Here is an 18,763-nt window from a genome sequence, read left to right as displayed (position 1 = left end):
TCCCTCCGGCCGGGACCGCACCGAGGGGCGGCCACCCGGGCCGGTGGACCGGATCAGGGGATCCTGACCTGGCTCAGGCGAACAGGTCGTTCGCGCGCTGCAGGTCCTCGGCGAAGTCGATCTCGACCGCGTACAGGTCGGAGATGTCGATCGGCGTCCAGCGTAGTCCGTCCTCGGCGATGGCAGCCTCGATGCCGCCTTCGAAGTACTCCTGGTCGTCGACGCGGCCGAGCTGACGGATCAGCGCCTGCTTGTCGGCAGCGGAGACGTGGTTGATGCCCACGGCTTCGCCGAGACCACCGACGACCTTCTTCGAGAGCTTCGCGATGAAGCCCTCGGCGTCGACGGTGTACTTGACCTCTTCGTCGGAGACCTTCTCGGTGTTGACGCTGACGAACGACCGACCCTCGTCGATCATGTCGGCGGCACGGACGAGGGCCATCGGGTCGAAGACCACGTCGCCGTTCATCCAGAGGACGCCGCTCTTGCCGGTCGCCTTGAGCGCACGGAGCAGGCTCTTCGAGGTGTTCGTGGAGTCGTAGGACTCGTTGTAGACGAAGTTCGCCTCGGGGAACGCCTCGACGATGTACTCCGACTTGTAGCCGACGACGATCGTGACCCGCGCGCTGGACCCGAAGGCGGCGCGGATGTTGTCGAACTGCTGCTGCATGATGGTGCGGCCGTCGCTGAGCTCGGTGAGCGGCTTCGGCAGGCTGCGCCCGAGGCGGCTGCCCATCCCCGCTGCGAGGATGACGATCTGCGTGGTCATGCTTGTCCCTTCCCGGTGTCCGCCGCGTTCCGGCCCGCCCCGAGGGGTGGATCCGCCCCGAGGGGTGGATGTTCCGGTCTGCTGTGGAGGACACGTCGAGCGTGTCCTGACGGACACTTCGATACGGCTTTCCTGGATACTGCTCGCTCCGCGTTCGAGTTGGCCGGGAGCCACGTGGTCCGGAGCGACGAACGCCCCGGTCAGCTACCGGTCCGGGAGCGCTGCGAGCAGGTTTCCGAGTGGTGAACACTCCGTCGTGTCTCGGTGAATGATACGGAACCAGACGGCATCGGGGTACGGGTCCGACGGCATCGTGTTCAATTCGTGACCCGCTCCGACACGGCTCAGCGGGCGGTCGGAACCGTTGGTACGGTTGGCCTCGTGTCGGCAGGAACAACGGGAAACGACGACGTCTACAGCACGTCGGACGCGACGTGGACGGTCGACGCGGACGACGACGGCACGACCGCCGCCCAGGGGACGGGCAGCGATGACCACGACGACACGGGGGACACGGGTGCGCACGACGCAGCCGCGGGTGACGACATGACGGACGACAGGACCGGCTCGGCGACGACGGCAGCGGCGGACTCCCCGCCCGCCGGGTCGCCGTCAGGCGCCACGAACCAGGCGCGCTCCGGCAAGAAGCGGGACAAGCGCGCCGGACGAGCCACTCGGCCGCAGGGCGCGGCGGCCAACCCCGGGGAACCCGACGGACAGGAGGCCCGGAGCGGCTCCGGGACGTCGGCCCCGGCGGGCGAGACCGGCACCAAGCGCCCGACCGGCCGGCCGGCCGTGACACAGCAGCCCGTCGTGCTCCGCGCACACGGCCTGGTCAAGCGCTACGGCCAGACCCTCGCGGTGGACGACGTCGACCTGGAGATCCGGAAGGGCTCGATCTTCGGCGTCGTCGGTCCGAACGGGGCGGGCAAGACGACGACGCTCTCGGTCCTCACGGGCCTCCTGCGTCCGGACGCCGGCACCGTCACCGTGCTCGACCACGACGTCTGGTCGGATCCGACCGCCGCGAAGCGGGCGATGGGTGTGCTGCCGGACCGGCTCCGACTGTTCGACCGCCTGACCGGCGCGCAGATGCTGTTCTACTCGGCGACGCTCCACGGACTCGACGGCAAGACCGCCCGGAGCCGCAGCGCCGACCTGGCCGAGGCGTTCGGCCTCGGCGACGCGCTCGGCCGACCGGTCGCCGACTACTCGATGGGCATGTCGAAGAAGATCGCCCTGGCCGCCACCCTCATCCACTCGCCGCGCGTGCTCGTCCTCGACGAACCGTTCGAGTCCGTCGACCCGGTCAGCGCGACGACCATCACCGACATCCTGCGGCGCTACACCGCGGGTGGCGGCACCGTGGTGCTCTCCAGCCACTCGATGGAGCTCGTCCAGCGCACCTGCGACTCCGTGGCGATCATCGTCGGCGGCAAGGTCCTGGCCGCCGGCACCATGGCCCAGGTCCGCGGTCGTCGCAGCCTCGAGGACAAGTTCGTCGAACTCGCCGGCGGTCGTCCCGTCGCAGAGAGCATGGAATGGTTGCACAGCTTCTCCGGCTGAGGGCCGACCTGCTCGCCGGCGAGGTCCGTGGTGGGGCACGCCGCTCGGTCGCAGTGGTCCTCGGCAGCCTGGTCGCCCTGGTCGCCACCCTCTGGGCAGCCTCCGTCCTCGGCGGGCTCCACACCGCGGACCCCGCCGTCGCCCGGACGATCGTGGTCCTGGTCGGCACCGCGGTGACCCTCGGCTGCACGCTGGTGCCGTTCGCCGTGGGTGTCGCCGACCAGCTCGACCCCCGGCGCTTCACCGCGTTCGGCATCGGGCAGCGCGACCTGGCCGTCGGACTCGGGCTCGCCGGGCTCCTCGGGATCCCGGTCGTCGCGGTCGCCGTGCTCGCCGTCGCACAGGTGGTCACCTGGAGCCGCGGTGCCGGACCGGCCCTCCTGGCCGTCGTCGCCGCGGTGCTCGTGCTCGCCACCACCGCCCTGCTCATCCGGGTCGCCGGCACGCTCGGCGCCCTGGCGTTCGCGGGCCACCGTGTCCGCGAGGCCACCTGGGCCGTCGTGCTCGTCGGCGTCGTGCTGGTCGTGCCGTCCGTGCTCCTGCTGCTGCGCGACGACAGGGTCGACCCGACCGGTCCCGGCCTGCAGCGTCTGACCGACGTCGCCGGGTGGACGCCCTGGGGTGCGGCCTGGGCCGTGCCGGCGGACGCCGCGTCCGGGCACGTCGGCACCGCCGTCGCCCGCCTGCTCGTGGCACTCGTCGTCGTGGGGCTGCTCGGTCTCGCCTGGTGGGCCCTGGTCGGACGCGTGCTCGTGTCCGTGCCGCGCCCGGCCCGCGTGCACCGGCACCGCACGCTCGGTTGGTTCGACCGGCTCGGCTCCACCCCGTTCGGTGCGGTCGCGGCCCGGGCACTGACCTACTGGGCCCGCGACCCCCGGTACCGCAGCTCGTACCTGATCCTGGTGTTCGTGCCGCTCGTGGTCCTGCCGCTCGGCGTCGCCGGGGTGCCGTGGGCGTGGACGGCCCTCGTGCCGCTGCCGCTCATGGCGCTGATCGCCGGGTTCCTGCCGCACAACGACGTCTCGTACGACAACACCGCCGTGTGGCTGCACGTCGCCTCGGGGGCACCGGGCTGGACCGACCGCCTGGGCCGCCTGGTGCCGCTCATCGTCGTCGGCGTCCCGCTGCTGGTCGCCGGAGCCGCGGTGTCGGCCGCGCTCTACGGCGACATGGACGCGTTCCCGCTGCTCGTCGCGGTCTCGGTCAGCGGCCTGCTCGGTGGACTCGGGCTGTCGAGCATCGTCTCGGTCGCCCTGCCCTACCCGACCGTCCGACCCGGCGACCACCCGTTCCACCAGCCGCAGGCCGCGGGGGCGACGGCGACCGTCGCGCAGACCCTGATGGTCGTCGGCACGGTGCTCTGCATGGTGCCGGCCGGCTGGTTCAGCGTCCGCGCACTCATCGGGGCGGAGGACCCGTCCACGTCGCTCGTCCTCGGTGTCGGGATCGGCGTCGGTGTCGTCGTCCTGGTGATCGGTGTGGTCGTCGGAGGCGTGGTGTTCGATCGACGCGGCCCGGACCTCCTGGCCGCCGCGCAGCGGAACTGACGAGCACCACCACGGGCGCGGGTGCGTGCGCCCACAGCGCGACGGATCCGCCGACGGACCGGGTCGTGACGACGTACCCTGGGGACATGAGCACGACGGAACCCGGCGGTGGCGGCCTCGACGTGATGGACCGCGAACTCGAGAAGCTCCTGGAAGAGGAGGCGATCGAGCCCGGCGACCACGAGCGCTTCTCGCACTACGTCAAGAAGGACAAGATCCTCGAGTCCGCCCTGACCGGCAAGGCCGTGAAGGCGCTGTGCGGCAAGAAGTGGATCCCGGGCCGCGACCCCGAGAAGTTCCCGGTCTGCCCGGACTGCAAGGCCATCTACGAGAAGATGCAGTCCGAGTGACCCCCGCCGACGCTGTTCAGACGAACAGCGTCGGGATGGCCGGGTCGCCCCGGCCGATCCGCTCGGCATCCGCCGGCAGCTCCGCCTTCGCGCGCTTGTGGTGCGTCCGGGCAGCTTCGACCCCGGCGGTGCCGAGGAACGCCGGATCGACCTCGCCGTGGGTGACGACCGGCACGAGCAGGTCGCGTTCGTCCGGGCCGACCGAGCCCGAGGTCAGCACGACCTCGGCCGTCGCGATGCCGTTCCGGAGCCGTCGGCCCGCTTCCTTCCGACCGCCGATCGAGGCCTTGTCGGCGGACTTCTTCGCCACCGGCACCCACTCGCCCGCGGGGGAGTGGTGCGCGACGAGCTTGAAGACCATGCCGGCGGCCGGGTGTCCGGAGCCGGAGACGACCGAGGTGCCGACGCCGTAGGAGTCCACCGGCGCGGCGCGGAGGGCGGCGATCGTGTACTCGTCGAGGTCGTTCGTCACGGTGATCTTCGTCGCGGTCGCACCGAGGCGGTCGAGCTGTGCCCGCACCGACGCCACGACGGAGGGCAGGTCGCCGCTGTCGATCCGGACCGCGCCGAGCGTCCCGTCGGTCAGGCGGACCGCGGTCTCGACCGCGGCTTCGATGTCGTAGGTGTCGACGAGCAGGGTGGTGCCGCTGCCGAGCGCGTCGAGCTGAGACCGGAACGCGGCCTCTTCCGAGTCGTGGAGCAGCGTGAACGCGTGCGCCGCGGTGCCCATCGTGGGGATGCCCCAGGTGCGGCCCGCCTCGAGGTTGCTCGTGGCGCCGAAGCCCGCGATGTACGCGGCGCGGGCTGCGGCCACGGCGTTCCACTCACCGGTGCGGCGGGAACCCATCTCGGCGAGCGGACGACGGTCGGCCGCCGACACCATGCGTGCCGCGGCGGAGGCGATCGCCGAGTCGGCGTTGAACACGCTGAGCGCCAGGGTCTCGAGCATCACGGCCTCGGCGAAGGTGCCCTCGATCTGCAGCACGGGGGAGTTCGGGAAGAACACCTCGCCCTCGCGGTAGGCGCGGACGTCCCCGGTGAACCGGTAGTCCGCCAGCCAGCGTGCCGTGCCCTCGTCGATGACGCGTCGGTCGCGCAGGAAGCCGATCTCCTCGTCGCCGAACCGGAACTCCGTCAGCTGCGTGAGGAAGCGTCCGAGCCCCGCGGCGACGCCGTACCGGCGGCCGTCGGGCAGCCGCCGGGTGAACACCTCGAAGACGCAGCGTCGGTCGGCGGTGCCGTCCTTCAACGCGGCGTCGACCATGGTGAGTTCGTACTGGTCGGTCAGGAGTGCGGTGGTCACGTCTCCGACCCTAACCAGGAGCGGGTGCCCCGGCCCGGATCGTGACCGGAACGGTGGACAGTCCCGACACACGGTCGGTCTGTGGACGCCAGGCCCGTGTGCCGCCCCGGGGTCGGCGTGCGTCGGTACGCTGGTCACCGTGACGGATGCACCGATCGGAGTCTTCGACAGCGGCGTCGGCGGGCTGACGGTGGCCCGGGCGATCATCGACCAGCTGCCCCGCGAGAGCATCCGCTACGTCGGGGACACCGTCCACTCGCCGTACGGGCCGAAGCCGATCGCCGACGTCCGGCGCTACGCGCTCGAGGTGATGGACGACCTGGTCGACCAGGGCGTCAAGGCACTCGTGATCGCGTGCAACACCGCGAGCTCCGCCGTGCTCCGCGACGCCCGCGAACGGTACGAGCAGGCGTACGGCATCCCCGTCGTCGAGGTCATCCAGCCCGCGGCCCGCGCCGCCGTCAAGCAGACCCGCACCGGCCGGATCGGTGTCATCGGCACGATCGGCACCATCGCGTCCCGTGCCTACGAGGACGCCTTCGCGGTCGCGGCCGACGTCGTGCTCACCACCGCCGCGTGCCCCCGCTTCGTCGAGTTCGTCGAGGCCGGGGACACCTCGTCCGCCGAACTGCGCGAGGTCGCCGCCGGGTACCTCGCACCGGTGCGGGCCGCCGGCGTCGACACCCTCGTCCTCGGCTGCACGCACTACCCGCTGATGTCGGCCGCGATCCAGTACGTGATGGGGCCCGACGTCACGCTGGTGTCGAGCGCCGAGGAGACCGCGAACGACGTCTACCGCCGGCTCGTCGAACACGGCCTCGAGCGCACCGGCACCGAAGCGCCGAGCTACGCGTTCGAGGCGACCGGTGCCGACGAGGCCGGCTTCGTCCGCCTGGCCCGACGCTTCCTCGGACCCGAGGTCGCCACCGTCGGGCACCTCGAGACCGCCAGCATCCCGGTACAGGCCAGTATCAGCCTGCCCCGCGGGCTCGACGTGGCGGCGACCAGCCGCACGACGTGACCCGCCCCGACACACCGCACCGTGCCTCCAGGCCGGACCGAGAGGAACCCATGAACGCCACCGACGGCACCGTCCGCATCGACGGCCGGACCACCACCGACCACCGACCCGTCACCATCGAACGCGGCTGGAGCACCCAGGCCGAGGGCAGCGCGCTCATCTCGTTCGGCAACACGAAGGTGCTCTGCACCGCCTCGTTCACCAACGGCGTCCCGCGTTGGATGGCCGGCAAGGGGACCGGCTGGGTCACCGCCGAGTACTCGATGCTGCCGCGGTCGACCAACGAGCGCATGCAGCGTGAGTCCATCAAGGGCAAGGTCGGCGGCCGGACGCACGAGATCTCGCGGCTCATCGGCCGTTCGCTCCGCGCCGTCGTCGACATGAAGGGCCTGGGCGAGAACACGCTCGTGCTCGACTGCGACGTGCTGCAGGCCGACGGGGGCACCCGCACCGCCTCGATCACCGGCGCCTACGTGGCGATGGCCGACGCGATCGAGTGGGGCCGTGAGCGCGGCTTCATCGGCAAGAAGGCGACGCCCCTGACCGACAGCGTGCAGGCGATCTCGGTCGGCATCGTCGGCGGTGTGCCGATGCTCGACCTGGCCTACGAAGAGGACAGCCGCGCCGACACGGACATGAACATCGTCACCACCGGGTCCGGCGCGTTCATCGAGGTCCAGGGCACGGCCGAGCACGCTCCGTTCGACCGCGACGAGCTGAACGCGCTGCTCGACCTCGGGCTCGCCGGCAACGCGTCGCTCGCCGCGGTGCAGCGTTCGGCGCTGGGGCTCGCGTGAGCGGCGCGGGCGGGGCGGCCGGCGGCGGGGCGGCCGGGGACGGGGCTGCTCTTGACGGGGGCACCGCGCGCACCGTCGTGCTGGCGACGCACAACCGGGGCAAGGTCGTCGAGCTGCGGGACATCCTCGGTGACGCCCTCGGCGGGATCGAGCTCGTGGCCTACGACGGCCCCGAGCCGGTCGAGGACGGCGACACCTACGCCGCGAACGCCCTCATCAAGGCTCGTGCCGCGGTCGCCCACACGGGGCTGCCGGCCCTGGCGGACGACTCCGGCATCGCGGTCGACGCACTCGGCGGGGCGCCGGGCATCCACTCCGCCCGGTACGCCGGCACCCGGGTGGACGCCGACAACATCGCACTGCTGCTGCAGAACCTGGACGGCGTCGTCGAGCGGACCGCGGCGTTCGTCTGCGCGGCGGCGTTCGTCACGCCCTCCGGGGTCGAGCACGTGTTCGAGGCCCTCTGGAACGGCGAGGTCCGCACCGAGCCGATCGGGGACGGCGGGCACGGCTACGACCCGGTGTTCCAGCCGGACGACGCCGACCGTTCGGCGGCGCAGCTGACCCGCGCGGAGAAGAACGCGCTGAGCCACCGGTCGAAGGCGTTCCGGGGCATCGCGCCGATCGTCCGCGAGTGGTTCGCCGGCGAGGACCCGCAGGCCTGAGGCCTGAGGCCGGCGGGGCCCGCCGGGCCGGCGGGGCCCGGCGGGGCCCGGGCGGGCCCGGCCCCGCCGGCGCGGCGCCGATCGGCGTCGCACAACAGAAACCGGCTCGAACCGCGGGATTCCGCGGTTCGAGCCGGTTTCTGTTGTGCGGGTCCCGCTGACGCCGGGCCGCCGTGCGGGCGGCCGCCGGGCGGCCCCGCTCCGAGGCCCTACGGCTGCTCGGACTCGCGCTGCTTGGCCTTGCGGGCGTTCCGGAAGTAGGTGATCGCGGCGGGGACCACGGTGACGACGACGGCCGCGAGCAGGATCACGTCGATGTAGTTGCGCACGATGTACGCCACGGCCGGGATGTACCCGAGGAAGTAGCCGAGGAACGTGACGCCGACACCCCAGATGATCGCGCCGACGGCGTTGTACAGCGAGTACTTCTTGTAGTTCATCCGGCCCACACCCGCGGCGATCGGGGCGAACGTCCGGACCACGGGGACGAAGCGCGCGAGGATCACCGCGAGGGCGCCGTACCGGTGGAAGAAGGCGTTCGTCCGGTCGACGTTCGCCTTCGAGAACAGTCCGCTGTCCTTGCGCTCGAAGATCGGCGGACCGGCCTTCTTGCCGATGTAGTAGCCGAGTTCACCGCCGAGGAACGCCGCGACGCCGATCATCAGCGCGACGACCCAGATCGGGATGCCGCCGATCTGGCCGTCGCGGTCGAAGGCGAACAGGCCGGTGATGACGAGCAGGCTGTCGCCCGGGAAGATGAACCCGATCAGCAGGCCGGTCTCGGCGAAGATGATGGCGCAGACGACGAGCACGGCGAAGGCCCCGAAGTGGTCGAGGATGTACTGCGGATCCAGCCAGGGGATCAGGGCGAGTGCGACGGAGTGCATGGTTCTTCCGGTCGGCGGGCGAGGGCGGATGGAGCACCCGCCGGACCGAGGGTACCGTGCGGGCGTGTCCCGGCCGTCCGCCGCGAGGGTGACGTTCGGTGCGGAAGGAGGGACTCGAACCCTCACGCCGGAGCACAGGAACCTAAATCCTGCGTGTCTACCAATTCCACCACTCCCGCTGGCCGACCCAGTGTACGCAGCGGGGCGGGTGGCGGAGGTGGGGCGGGCCTCCCGGTCAGCGCAGGGTGCGGGGCAGGTACCTCGGGACGTACCGGAGCAGGACGCCCGCGCCGACCAGGCCGAGCACGCCCATCACGCCGCTCGCGACGGCGATGGTGGCGAGCGCGGTGACACCGGAGATCACGAGCGGGGCGGCGGCGGAGCCGAGGTCACCGGTGAACCGCCAGGCGCCGAGGAAGGGCGCCGGCCGGTCGGCGGGTGCCAGGTCCGCGCCGAGCGTCATGAGGATGCCGGAGCCGACGCCGTTCGCCAGGGACATCGCCATCGCGACCGCGATGAACCAGCCGACGCGGGCGTCGAGGTGGTCGCTCCAGGCGAGCAGGAAGTAGCAGATGCTGAGGCCGAGCATGCAGGGCAGGGCGCTCGCCAGGCGGCCCCAGCGGTCCATGATCTGCCCGCTCGTGTAGAACAGCGCGAAGTCGACGGCACCGGCGATGCCGATGACCAGGGCGGCGGTGGAGTCGTCGAGTCCCACGCTGACCGCCCAGAGCGGCAGGATCACCTGCCGTCCGGCGCGCATCGCGCCGATCAGGGCCGCACCGCTGCCCAGGCGGACCAGGACGCGGTGGTGGGCGCGGATGGTCTGGAAGAGGCCCTGCGACTCCTCCTTGACGAACTGCTCGCCCTCGAGCGGGCCGGTCGACGCAGCGTCGGCCGCGGTCGCCCCGTCGGCCGCGGTCGGCCGGGAGGCGCGGGTCGGCCGCTGCAGACCGCGCACGCCCGTCGCGGGGTCGCGGATGACGAGCAGCACGACCGCCGCGCCGAGACAGCAGACGACGTGCACCCAGAAGGCGCTCTGCGTCGTGCCGGTGAGGTGGATGACGCCGGCCGCGAGGAACGGGCCGACGAAGTAGCCGAAGCGGAACACGCCGCCGAGGCTCGACAGCGCCCGGGCCCGGATCCGCAGCGGGATCGAGGTCGTCATGTAGGCGTGCCGGGCGAGCGCGAAGACCGCGGTCGACAGGCCGACGAGGAACACGCCGATGGCCAGGACGAGGGGGTACGGGGCGGCCGTGCAGACGAGCAGACCGACGACCGAGACGACCGCGGCGCCGATCATCGCGTTCCGTTCGCCGATCCGCGCGACGACGACGCCCGAGGGGACGTCCCCGATGAGCTCGCCGACCAGGATCAGCGAGGCGACGAACCCGGCGATGGCCAGGCTCGCGCCGAGGGAGTCCGCGGCGATCGGGATGATCGGGATGATGGCGCCCTCGCCGATCGCGAAGAGCGCCGCCGGCAGGAACCCGGACAGCAGGACACCGCGGAGGTCGAAGGCGTCGTTCGTGGTGCTCGTCATCGTCGAGCAACGCTACGCCGTGTCGGAGTTACCCTGGACCCATGCGTGTTCTGGCGGCGATGAGCGGCGGGGTCGACTCGGCGGTGGCCGCGGCCCGGGCGGTGGACGCCGGCCACGACGTCGTCGGGGTGCACCTGGCGCTCAGCCGGATGCCCGGCACCCTGCGCACCGGCAGCCGCGGGTGCTGCACGATCGAGGACTCGATGGACGCCCAGCGTGCCGCCTCGGCCCTCGGCATCCCGTACTACGTGTGGGACTTCTCGGCGCGGTTCAAGGAGGACGTCGTCGACGACTTCGTGGCCGAGTACCAGGCCGGCCGCACCCCGAACCCCTGCATGCGCTGCAACGAGCGGATCAAGTTCGCGGCCCTGCTCGAGAAGGCACTGGCACTGGGCTTCGACGCCGTCGCGACCGGGCACTACGCCTCGATCGTCACCGCGGCGGACGGTTCGCGCGAACTGCACCGGTCGGCGGCGTGGGCGAAGGACCAGTCCTACGTGCTCGGCGTCCTGACGGCGGAGCAGCTGCAGCACGCGATGTTCCCGCTCGGTGCCACCCCGTCGAAGGACGAGGTCCGGGCGGAGGCCGCCGCCCGCGGGCTGACGGTCGCGCAGAAGCCCGACTCGTACGACATCTGCTTCATCCCCGACGGCGACACCCGCGGGTGGCTCGCCGACCGTGTGGGGACCGCTCCCGGTGACGTGGTGGAGCGCGACGGCACCGTCGTCGGCGCGCACGACGGCGCCACTGGCTACACCGTCGGGCAGCGCCGCGGGCTGGCACTCGGTCGTCCGGCACCGGACGGCAAGCCCCGGTTCGTGCTCGATATCCGCCCGAAGGACAACACCGTCGTCGTCGGCCCGAAGGAGGCGCTCGACGTCGCCTCGCTCTCCGGTACCCGGTACACGTGGGCGGGCGCGGCACCGGCCGACCCGTCGACCCCGTTCCGCTGCGACGTGCAGATCCGTGCGCACGCCGACCCGGAGCCCGCCACCGCACACGTCGAGGACGGCGCGCTCGTCGTCGTCCCGGACGCACCGCTCTCCGGTGTCGCCCCCGGGCAGACCGCCGTCGTGTACGTCGGCACCCGGGTGCTCGGCCAGTGCACCATCGACACCACGGTGTCGGCAGCGCCCGTCCCGGCCTGACCCCGCGGGCCTGACCCCGCGGGCCTGACCCCGCGGGCCTGACCCCGCGGGCCGGACGTCGGCGCCTCCGGCTGCGGGCCGGGTCGGTGGGGCACGGTAGAACTGACACATGAGCGACACCGACGCGACCTTCGAGACCATCGACCCCGCGGGCCTCGACGCCGCGCAGGCCGCTCGGGAGGTCGATCGGCTGCGCGCCCGTCTGGGTGAACTGCGCCACGCCTACTACGAGGGCAACGGCTCGCCCGTGTCCGACGCCGAGTACGACACGATGATGCACCGGCTGGACGCGATCGAGCAGCGGTTCCCGGAGCTCCTGACCGAGGACAGCCCGACGCAGACGGTCGGCGGGCAGGCGCAGACGACGCAGTTCGCCCCGGTCGAGCACGCCGAGCGGATGCTGAGCCTCGACAACGTGTTCAGCCCCGAAGAGCTCACCGACTGGGCGCTCAAGGTGCAGCGGGACGCCGGCGCCGAGCGGGTCCGGTTCCTGTCCGAGCTGAAGATCGACGGGCTCGCCATCAACCTGCGGTACGAGCACGGGCGACTCGTCTCGGCGGCCACCCGCGGTGACGGCGTGGTCGGCGAGGACGTCACCGGCAACGTCCGGACGATGGGCACGATCCCGGACCGGCTCGCCGGCAGCGGTCACCCGCCCCTGGTGGAGGTCCGTGGCGAGATCTTCTTCCCGGTCGCGCAGTTCGACGAGTTGAACGCCCGGCAGCGCGACGCCGGCGAGCGGGTCTTCGCGAACCCGCGGAACGCCGCCGCCGGGTCCCTCCGCCAGAAGGAGGAGGGCAAGTCCGCCGCCAAGCGGGAGCTCATGGTCGACCGGCTCCGACGCCTCCGGATGCTCGTGCACGGCATCGGTGCCTGGCCGGTCGCCGAACTCGAGCGCGACACCGACGTCCGCGCCCAGTCCGAGGTCTACGAGCTGCTGCACACGTGGGGGCTGCCGACCGGCACGCACCACCGCGTCTTCGACTCCGTGGACGACGTCCTGGGCTTCGTGAAGGACTACGGCGAACGTCGGTCCGCGGTCGAGCACCAGATCGACGGCATCGTCATCAAGGTCGACGACCTGGGGCTGCACGAGGAGCTCGGGTCCACCAGCCGTGCCCCGCGGTGGGCGATCGCCTACAAGTACCCGCCGGAAGAGGTCCACACGAAGCTGCTCGACATCGTCGTCAGCGTCGGCCGCACCGGTCGGGCCACGCCGTTCGCGGCGATGGAGCCCGCCGAGGTCGCCGGGTCCGTGGTCCGCCAGGCCACCCTGCACAACCAGCAGGTCGTCAAGGCGAAGGGCGTCCTGATCGGGGACACCGTCGTGCTCCGCAAGGCCGGCGACGTGATCCCGGAGGTCCTCGGCCCCGTGGTCGAGCTGCGGGACGGCACCGAGCGCGAGTTCGTGATGCCGACCGACTGCCCGGAGTGCGGCACCCCGCTCCGCCCGGCGAAGGAGGGCGACATCGACCTCCGCTGCCCGAACGCCGAGAGCTGCCCGGCGCAGGTGCGCGGTCGGGTCGAGCACATCGCCTCCCGCGGGTCGCTCGACATCGAGGGCCTGGGCGAGGTCGCGGCCGCGGCCCTCACGCAGCCGGTCTTCCCGGAGACCCCGCCGCTCGTGACCGAGGCGGGGTTGTTCGACCTGACGCTGGAGGACATCGTCCCGATCGAGGTGATCGTCCGTGATGCCGAGACCGGCATGGAGAAGACCGAGGACGGCGGTGCCCCGAAGCGCGTCACCCCGTTCAGCCGGGCACGCAAGAAGACCGACCCGCCGTTCGACCCGGAGGCCCGTGGTGCGGACTACACCGGCGAGCCCAGCCGGTACCCGTCGAAGAACGCGTTCGAGATGCTCGCGAACATCGACGCCGCGAAGACCAAGCCGCTGTGGCGCATCCTGGTCGGCCTGAACATCCGCCACGTCGGACCCGTCGCGGCCCGGGCGCTCGCGAACCACTTCGGGTCGCTCGACGCGATCCGGTCGTCCTCGCGTGACGAACTGGCAGCGGTGGACGGCGTCGGCGGGATCATCGCCGACGCCCTGCTCGACTGGTTCGAGGTCGACTGGCACCGCGAGATCATCGACCGCTGGACGGCCGCAGGCGTGCAGCTCACGACGCCCGGACACCCCGGGCCGGGCGCTGCGACCGAAGCGGGCGGGGTGCTCGCGGGGGTCACGGTCGTCGCGACCGGCTCCCTCGAGGGCTTCAGCCGCGAGGGCGCGCAGGAGGCGATCATCGCCGCCGGTGGGAAGGCCGCGTCGAGCGTCAGCAAGAAGACGGACTTCGTCGCGGCCGGCCCTGGGGCGGGGTCGAAGCTGACGAAGGCGGAGCAGCTCGGGTTGCGGATCATCGACGCCGAGCAGTTCGCGCTGCTGGTGACCGAGGGGCCGGCCGCGCTCGGCGACCCGGCGCCGGCCGAGCCCGACGCCGCCCCGGTCGCGTCCACGGAGAGCGATCCGCAGTAGGCACGCATGCACGGCCGCGCGCAATCCGGCCGCTGCGACGCACTTCGGCTCACCCCCAGTTCGGGGGTCATGGTGCATCCCGCATGACCCCCGAAGGGCCGGATCTCCGTAGACTTGACAGAGCATCACCTGTTGTCTGCAGGGGGACGACAGGCTGGCCGTCCCGGGGGAGACCCGTTTGCTGCTCATCGCCGCGGCACTGCTGACTGCCTCGATCCACTCCCTCGGAGTCGTCGAGGCCCCCGCAGTGCCTGTTCCCGCCGTCGTCGCTCCGGCGACCGTGTGGTCGTCCGGACCGCGTGCCTCCGACCTCCCGTCCGGTCCGTCCGTCGAGGCGCTCGCCGCCGCGTCCGGGCAGCGCTGGCTGGACGCCCTCGAGACCGCCACCCCGCTGACCCTGCGTGCCGCCGACGACGACTCGCGCGTGACCAGGACCGCGATGGACGACCCGCCGAGCACGAACCTCGTCGCGAACTGGTGGCGGTCGCTCTCGCCGGGGTCCCGGACGGTGCTGACGGACGAGGCCCCCGTCGTGATCGGCAACCTGGACGGGGTGCCCTACGACGTCCGTGACGTGGCGAACCGGGCCGCCCTCGCCGCGGGCCTCGCCGACCCGGGCACACCGACCGCGGTCGCCTCGATGCTCGGCCAGGTGCGGGAGTCCCTCGAGCCGACGCCCGACGACCCGCGGAAGTACCTCGTCACCCTGGACACCCGGGGGACCGGCCGGTGCGCGATCTCGCTCGGCGACCTCGACACCGCGGGTGACGTCTCCGTCGTGGTGCCCGGCATCTTCTTCTCGGTCAACGGCCAGATGGTGGACTTCACCGCGACGGCCGGCGACGTGTTCCGGGAGCAGGCCACCCTGGCCCCGGTGGCCGCCCCGGCGAACGGCCCCGGCATCGCGGTCGTCGCGTGGATGGGGTACCGCACGCCCGGCATCGCGGACTTCATGTCGCTCGACCTGGCCCACGTCGGAGCCGACCGGCTCATCCGCACCCTCGACGGCATCCGCGCAGTCCGGAACGACCACGAACCGCGGCTCGGCGTCGTCGCGCACTCGTACGGGTCGACCACGGCGATGATCGCGCTGTCCTCCGGGCGCACCCGGGTCGACAGCCTGACGATGCTCGGGTCCCCGGGGAGCGCCGTGACCTCCGTCGACCAACTCGGCGTCCCGCGCGGCCAGGTGTACGTCGGCGGAGCGCACTGGGACCCCGTCGCGGGCACGGGCTTCTTCGGCACCGACCCCGGGTGCGCCACGTTCGGTGCGGCGCGGCTCGACCTGGTCGGTGGCAGCGACCCGGCCGACGCCGGCGACGTCTTCCGGCGGCCGTTCGGGCACAACGAGTACCTCAAGCCGGGCACCGCGTCCCTCCACGACGTCGCGCTCATCGCGGTCGGGCGTGGCGACCTGGTCAGCGGTGGACACCGTCCCGGCGACACCCCGGGCGACGGGATGGTCCAGGCGACGCCGGACATGTACCTCGTGCGGCCACAGGACCTCCAGCCGCGCGACTGAGCGTCGGCACAGGCACCGGCACCGGCACCGGCCGCACGCGCACCGGCCGCCGGCCGGTGGACGGGAGGCCCGTCAGACGTGACCCGATCGTGACCGGACCCGCGCGGGGCCGGTGATCCGAGCCTCCAGGCCGTGTCGGGTCACGCGGCGGAGGCGAGGCCGTGAGCATCCTGTGCGGCTGTGCAGTCGCGCGGCCGCGCGCACCAGAGTGGGTACAGCCCGTCTCCTTACCGTGCTCGACATGCGAATCGTGCGGTGGCCGGGTGCCCTCCTGATGTTCATCGTCATGTCCGTCCTCGCCGGTCTGCTCGTCGCCGTCGCGCTGACCCCCGCCGTGGCCGTCGCGGGCGAGGGCACGAGCGGCGCGGCCGAGTTCTTCGAGGACCTGCCGAGCTACCTCGACATCCAGACGCCGCAGCAGGTGTCCACCGTCTACGCGAAGCAGGGCGGACAGGAGGTCCCGATCGCGTCCTTCTACGCCGAGAACCGCGTCAACGTCCGGTCCGACCAGATCGCCGACACCCTCAAGCAGGCGGCCATCGACACCGAGGACCCGCGCTTCCACACCGAGGGCGGCATCGACGTGGTCGGGACGCTCCGCGCGACGATCGCCGACGCACTCGGCAAGGGCGTCCAGGGCGGTTCGAGCATCACGCAGCAGTACGTGAAGAACGTGCTCGTGCAGCAGTGCGAGCAGCTCAACGGCAAGGACCCGGCGTCCACGAAGAAGAAGGTCGACGCCTGCTACGACAAGGTCGCCGGGCAGTCGAAGGCACGGAAGCTGCAGGAGATCCGGTACGCCATCGCGGTCGACAAGAAGTACTCGAAGGACACGATCCTGACCGGGTACCTCAACATCGTCGGTCTCGGCGGACGTGTCTACGGTGCCGAGGCCGGTGCCGAGTACTACTTCGGCGTGCACGCGAAGGACCTGTCGCTCGTGCAGTCCGCGACCCTCGTGGCGATCCTCAACAACCCGTCGAACCTGCGCATCGACCACCCGTCGGACAAGCAGAACGGTTCGGCGAACGGGTACGCGCTGACGAAGGTCCGCCGCGACTACGTCCTGCGCCGGATGCACGCCCACGGCGCGATCTCGCGGGCCGAGCTGACGAAGGCCATCGCGACGCCGATCACGCCGAAGATCACCGCGACCGCGAACGGCTGCTCGACCGCGGCCACGAAGTACGACGCCGGGTACTTCTGCGACATGGTGCGGTCGCAGCTGCTCGCCGACCCGGCGTTCGGCAAGACCGCCTCGGACCGGATCGCCACCCTGGACACGAAGGGGCTGTCGATCCACACGTCGCTCGACCTCGACCTCCAGAACCACGCGCAGAGTGCGCTGTCGTCCTACGTCCCGACGACGATGGCCGGCGTCGACGCCGGCGGCACGAACGTCACGGTCGAACCCGGCACCGGCCGCGTGGTCTCGATGGTGCAGAACACCGCGTACACGCAGTCCGACGCACCGACCGCGGGCGCCACCGCCGTGAACTACAACGCCGACCAGGCCGTCGGCAGCTCCAGCGGGTTCCAGACCGGATCGACGTACAAGGTCTTCACCCTGGCCGACTGGCTGGCGAACGGGCACACCCTGTCCCAGTCGGTGTCGACGACCGAGCACTCGTTCCCCCAGGCCGAGTTCACGAACTCGTGCACGTCCGTCAGCGGGAGCCCCTGGAACGTCGCCAACGCCGAACAGGTGCCGTCGTCGATGACCGTGCTCGACGCGACCGTGGAGTCCATCAACACCGCCTTCGGAGCGATGGCGAAGCAGCTCGACCTGTGCGGGATCCAGAAGACCGCCGAGGGCATGGGCATCCACCAGGCCGACGGCAGTGCACCCGGTTCCACTCCCGCGTCAGTGCTCGGGACCAACCCGCTGTCGCCGGTGGACCTCGCCGAGGCGTACGCCGGGTTCGCGAACGGCGGCGTCGCCTGCACCCCGACCACGATCGACTCCGTCACGACGGCCAGCGGCGCCACCATCCGGCCGACCCCGGCGACGTGCAACCGCGGGGTCAGCGCCCAGGTCGCCGGCACCGTCGACTGGGCGCTGCAGGGCGTCCTCAGCGGGAAGGGCACGGCGGCCACCGCCAACCCGGGCGACTCCGTGCCGAAGTTCGCCAAGACCGGCACGACCGACGGTGACGAGCAGAACTGGCTCATCGCCTCGACGACGAAGTACACGAACGCGACCTGGATCGGCAACGTGGAGGGCCACGTGCGCCTGGCGAACTGGCCGTTCCTGCAGGGCACGACCGGGTACAGCGCGAAGTTCGGCGTCGGCAAGCAGATGATGTCGTACCTCGACGGGACGTACGGCGGCGGTGCGCTGCCGACCCCGGACCAGGCGATGATCGGGACGCCCGCGAAGGCGAAGACCGCGGCGCCGTCGTCCGGGTCGGACGCCCAGCAGGGGGCGCAGTCGCCGGACACGAACGCGCCGGACACGAACACCCCGGACACGAATGCGCCCGACACGAACGCGCCCGGGACGCAGGCGCCGACGACGTCCGACCCGGCGGCGCAGGCACCGGCTGCTGCCGTGACCGGTGGCGGGACGCCGGCCGGCGCAGGCGCGGCGCCGCCGGCGGGCTGACGCCCGGCTCGCGCTGACCCGGGGCTCGCGCTTACGCAGGGCTCCCGCTGACGCGGGTGCCGCGTGGTGGGCTGACGCGGGTGCCGCGCGGTCGGCGCAGCATCGCGTGACCGTCTGGAGGCCCGGTGCCGGTCCGTCGGGCCGGCACCGGGCCTCCAGACCGTCCTGCACAGCGGGGCGCTCGTCGTCGCGCGTCCACAGCCGTCCGACCCCCGCGCGGCACGCCCAATAGACTGGTGCGCACCCCACGAACCGATCGACGGAGCACCATGCCTGACATCACGAGCGAGCAGGTCGCACACCTGGCGAACCTCGCACGTATCGCACTCACGCCCGACGAGATCGAGAAGATGACCGAGGAGCTGTCACTCATCGTCGACAGCGTCGCCAAGGTCACCGAGGTCGCGACCCCGGACGTCCCCGCGACGAGCCACCCGGTCCCGCTCGAGAACGTGTCCCGCCCCGACGTGGTCGGCGAGACGCTGACCCAGGAGCAGGCGCTCTCCGGCGCCCCCGACTCGGACGGCGAGCGCTTCCGGGTGACCGCGATCCTCGGCGAAGAACAGTAGG

15 protein-coding genes and 1 tRNA gene are annotated in these 18,763 nt (G+C 72.0%); 11 read left to right on the top strand and 5 right to left on the bottom strand.

Going from position 1 to position 18,763, the window contains the following annotated elements:
* Positions 1–73 precede the first annotated feature (73 nt).
* Positions 74–769 carry a phosphocholine cytidylyltransferase family protein gene (locus JOD51_RS12240; RefSeq protein ID WP_111076269.1) on the bottom strand — a complete coding sequence of 232 codons (696 nt, stop codon included), beginning with the start codon at positions 767–769 and terminating at the stop codon, positions 74–76.
* 381 nt (positions 770–1,150) lie between these two features.
* On the opposite strand from JOD51_RS12240, the gene JOD51_RS12235 reads away from it, so the two are divergent.
* The 3 genes from JOD51_RS12235 (at position 1,151) to JOD51_RS12225 (ending at position 4,232) form a co-directional block, all read left to right on the top strand.
* Entirely contained in the window at positions 1,151–2,335 is a 1,185-nt protein-coding gene (locus JOD51_RS12235; RefSeq protein WP_259557726.1) for an ABC transporter ATP-binding protein, read from the top strand.
* On the top strand, positions 2,311–3,882 hold the full coding sequence (locus JOD51_RS12230; RefSeq protein ID WP_204608868.1) for an ABC transporter permease: 1,572 nt from the start codon (positions 2,311–2,313) through the stop codon (positions 3,880–3,882). The genes JOD51_RS12235 and JOD51_RS12230 overlap by 25 nt, the downstream gene beginning before the upstream one ends.
* Positions 3,883–3,968: 86 nt before the next feature.
* Positions 3,969–4,232 carry a DUF3039 domain-containing protein gene (locus tag JOD51_RS12225; RefSeq protein WP_204608866.1) on the top strand — a complete coding sequence of 88 codons (264 nt, stop codon included), beginning with the start codon at positions 3,969–3,971 and terminating at the stop codon, positions 4,230–4,232.
* A 16-nt stretch (positions 4,233–4,248) separates the two neighbouring features.
* Here JOD51_RS12225 and JOD51_RS12220 read toward each other — a convergent pair whose 3' ends face one another.
* A complete protein-coding gene (locus JOD51_RS12220; RefSeq protein WP_204608864.1) occupies positions 4,249–5,535 on the bottom strand; it encodes a nicotinate phosphoribosyltransferase in 1,287 nt (428 codons plus the stop codon).
* Between the two features lie 139 nt (positions 5,536–5,674).
* Between JOD51_RS12220 and murI the strand changes: the two genes are divergently transcribed.
* The 3 genes from murI to rdgB all read left to right on the top strand — a co-directional run bounded on the left by murI (position 5,675) and on the right by rdgB (position 8,018).
* A complete protein-coding gene (gene murI, locus JOD51_RS12215) occupies positions 5,675–6,556 on the top strand; it encodes a glutamate racemase (protein ID WP_259557730.1) in 882 nt (293 codons plus the stop codon).
* Positions 6,557–6,606: 50 nt separating this feature from the next.
* Positions 6,607–7,353 carry a ribonuclease PH gene (rph, locus tag JOD51_RS12210; protein ID WP_204608857.1) on the top strand — a complete coding sequence of 249 codons (747 nt, stop codon included), beginning with the start codon at positions 6,607–6,609 and terminating at the stop codon, positions 7,351–7,353.
* A 77-nt stretch (positions 7,354–7,430) separates the two neighbouring features.
* Entirely contained in the window at positions 7,431–8,018 is a 588-nt protein-coding gene (gene rdgB, locus JOD51_RS12205; protein ID WP_259557984.1) for an RdgB/HAM1 family non-canonical purine NTP pyrophosphatase, read from the top strand.
* 209 nt (positions 8,019–8,227) lie between these two features.
* On the opposite strand, the gene JOD51_RS12200 is transcribed toward rdgB, so the two are convergent.
* The 3 genes from JOD51_RS12200 to JOD51_RS12190 all read right to left on the bottom strand — a co-directional run bounded on the left by JOD51_RS12200 (position 8,228) and on the right by JOD51_RS12190 (position 10,445).
* The gene (locus JOD51_RS12200) at positions 8,228–8,905 is read right to left on the bottom strand and encodes a DedA family protein (protein WP_204608853.1); all 678 of its coding nucleotides are present in this window, start codon (positions 8,903–8,905) and stop codon (positions 8,228–8,230) included.
* A gap of 99 nt (positions 8,906–9,004) precedes the next feature.
* Positions 9,005–9,084, bottom strand: a tRNA-Leu gene (locus JOD51_RS12195).
* Positions 9,085–9,140: 56 nt separating this feature from the next.
* Complete coding sequence (locus JOD51_RS12190) at positions 9,141–10,445, bottom strand: MFS transporter (RefSeq protein ID WP_204608851.1); 1,305 nt, start codon at positions 10,443–10,445, stop codon at positions 9,141–9,143.
* Positions 10,446–10,486: 41 nt separating this feature from the next.
* Here JOD51_RS12190 and mnmA point away from each other — a divergent pair, with 41 nt between their 5' ends.
* From mnmA to gatC, 5 genes are all read left to right on the top strand, one after another.
* Positions 10,487–11,593, top strand: coding sequence for a tRNA 2-thiouridine(34) synthase MnmA (gene mnmA, locus JOD51_RS12185; RefSeq protein WP_204608849.1), 1,107 nt, complete (start codon positions 10,487–10,489; stop codon positions 11,591–11,593).
* Positions 11,594–11,702: 109 nt separating this feature from the next.
* Positions 11,703–14,066 carry an NAD-dependent DNA ligase LigA gene (gene ligA / locus JOD51_RS12180; RefSeq protein ID WP_204608846.1) on the top strand — a complete coding sequence of 788 codons (2,364 nt, stop codon included), beginning with the start codon at positions 11,703–11,705 and terminating at the stop codon, positions 14,064–14,066.
* 178 nt (positions 14,067–14,244) lie between these two features.
* The gene (locus tag JOD51_RS12175; protein ID WP_204608843.1) at positions 14,245–15,588 is read left to right on the top strand and encodes an alpha/beta hydrolase; all 1,344 of its coding nucleotides are present in this window, start codon (positions 14,245–14,247) and stop codon (positions 15,586–15,588) included.
* 241 nt (positions 15,589–15,829) lie between these two features.
* Positions 15,830–18,193, top strand: a complete 2,364-nt coding sequence (locus JOD51_RS12170; RefSeq protein ID WP_204608840.1) for a transglycosylase domain-containing protein — start codon at positions 15,830–15,832, stop codon at positions 18,191–18,193.
* A 269-nt stretch (positions 18,194–18,462) separates the two neighbouring features.
* The gene (gene gatC, locus JOD51_RS12165; protein WP_111076257.1) at positions 18,463–18,762 is read left to right on the top strand and encodes an Asp-tRNA(Asn)/Glu-tRNA(Gln) amidotransferase subunit GatC; all 300 of its coding nucleotides are present in this window, start codon (positions 18,463–18,465) and stop codon (positions 18,760–18,762) included.
* Position 18,763 lies beyond the last annotated feature (1 nt).

This window comes from Curtobacterium herbarum, from assembly GCF_016907335.1.
Taxonomy (GTDB): domain Bacteria; phylum Actinomycetota; class Actinomycetes; order Actinomycetales; family Microbacteriaceae; genus Curtobacterium; species Curtobacterium herbarum.
This window is presented reverse-complemented; position numbering and strand designations above follow the sequence as displayed.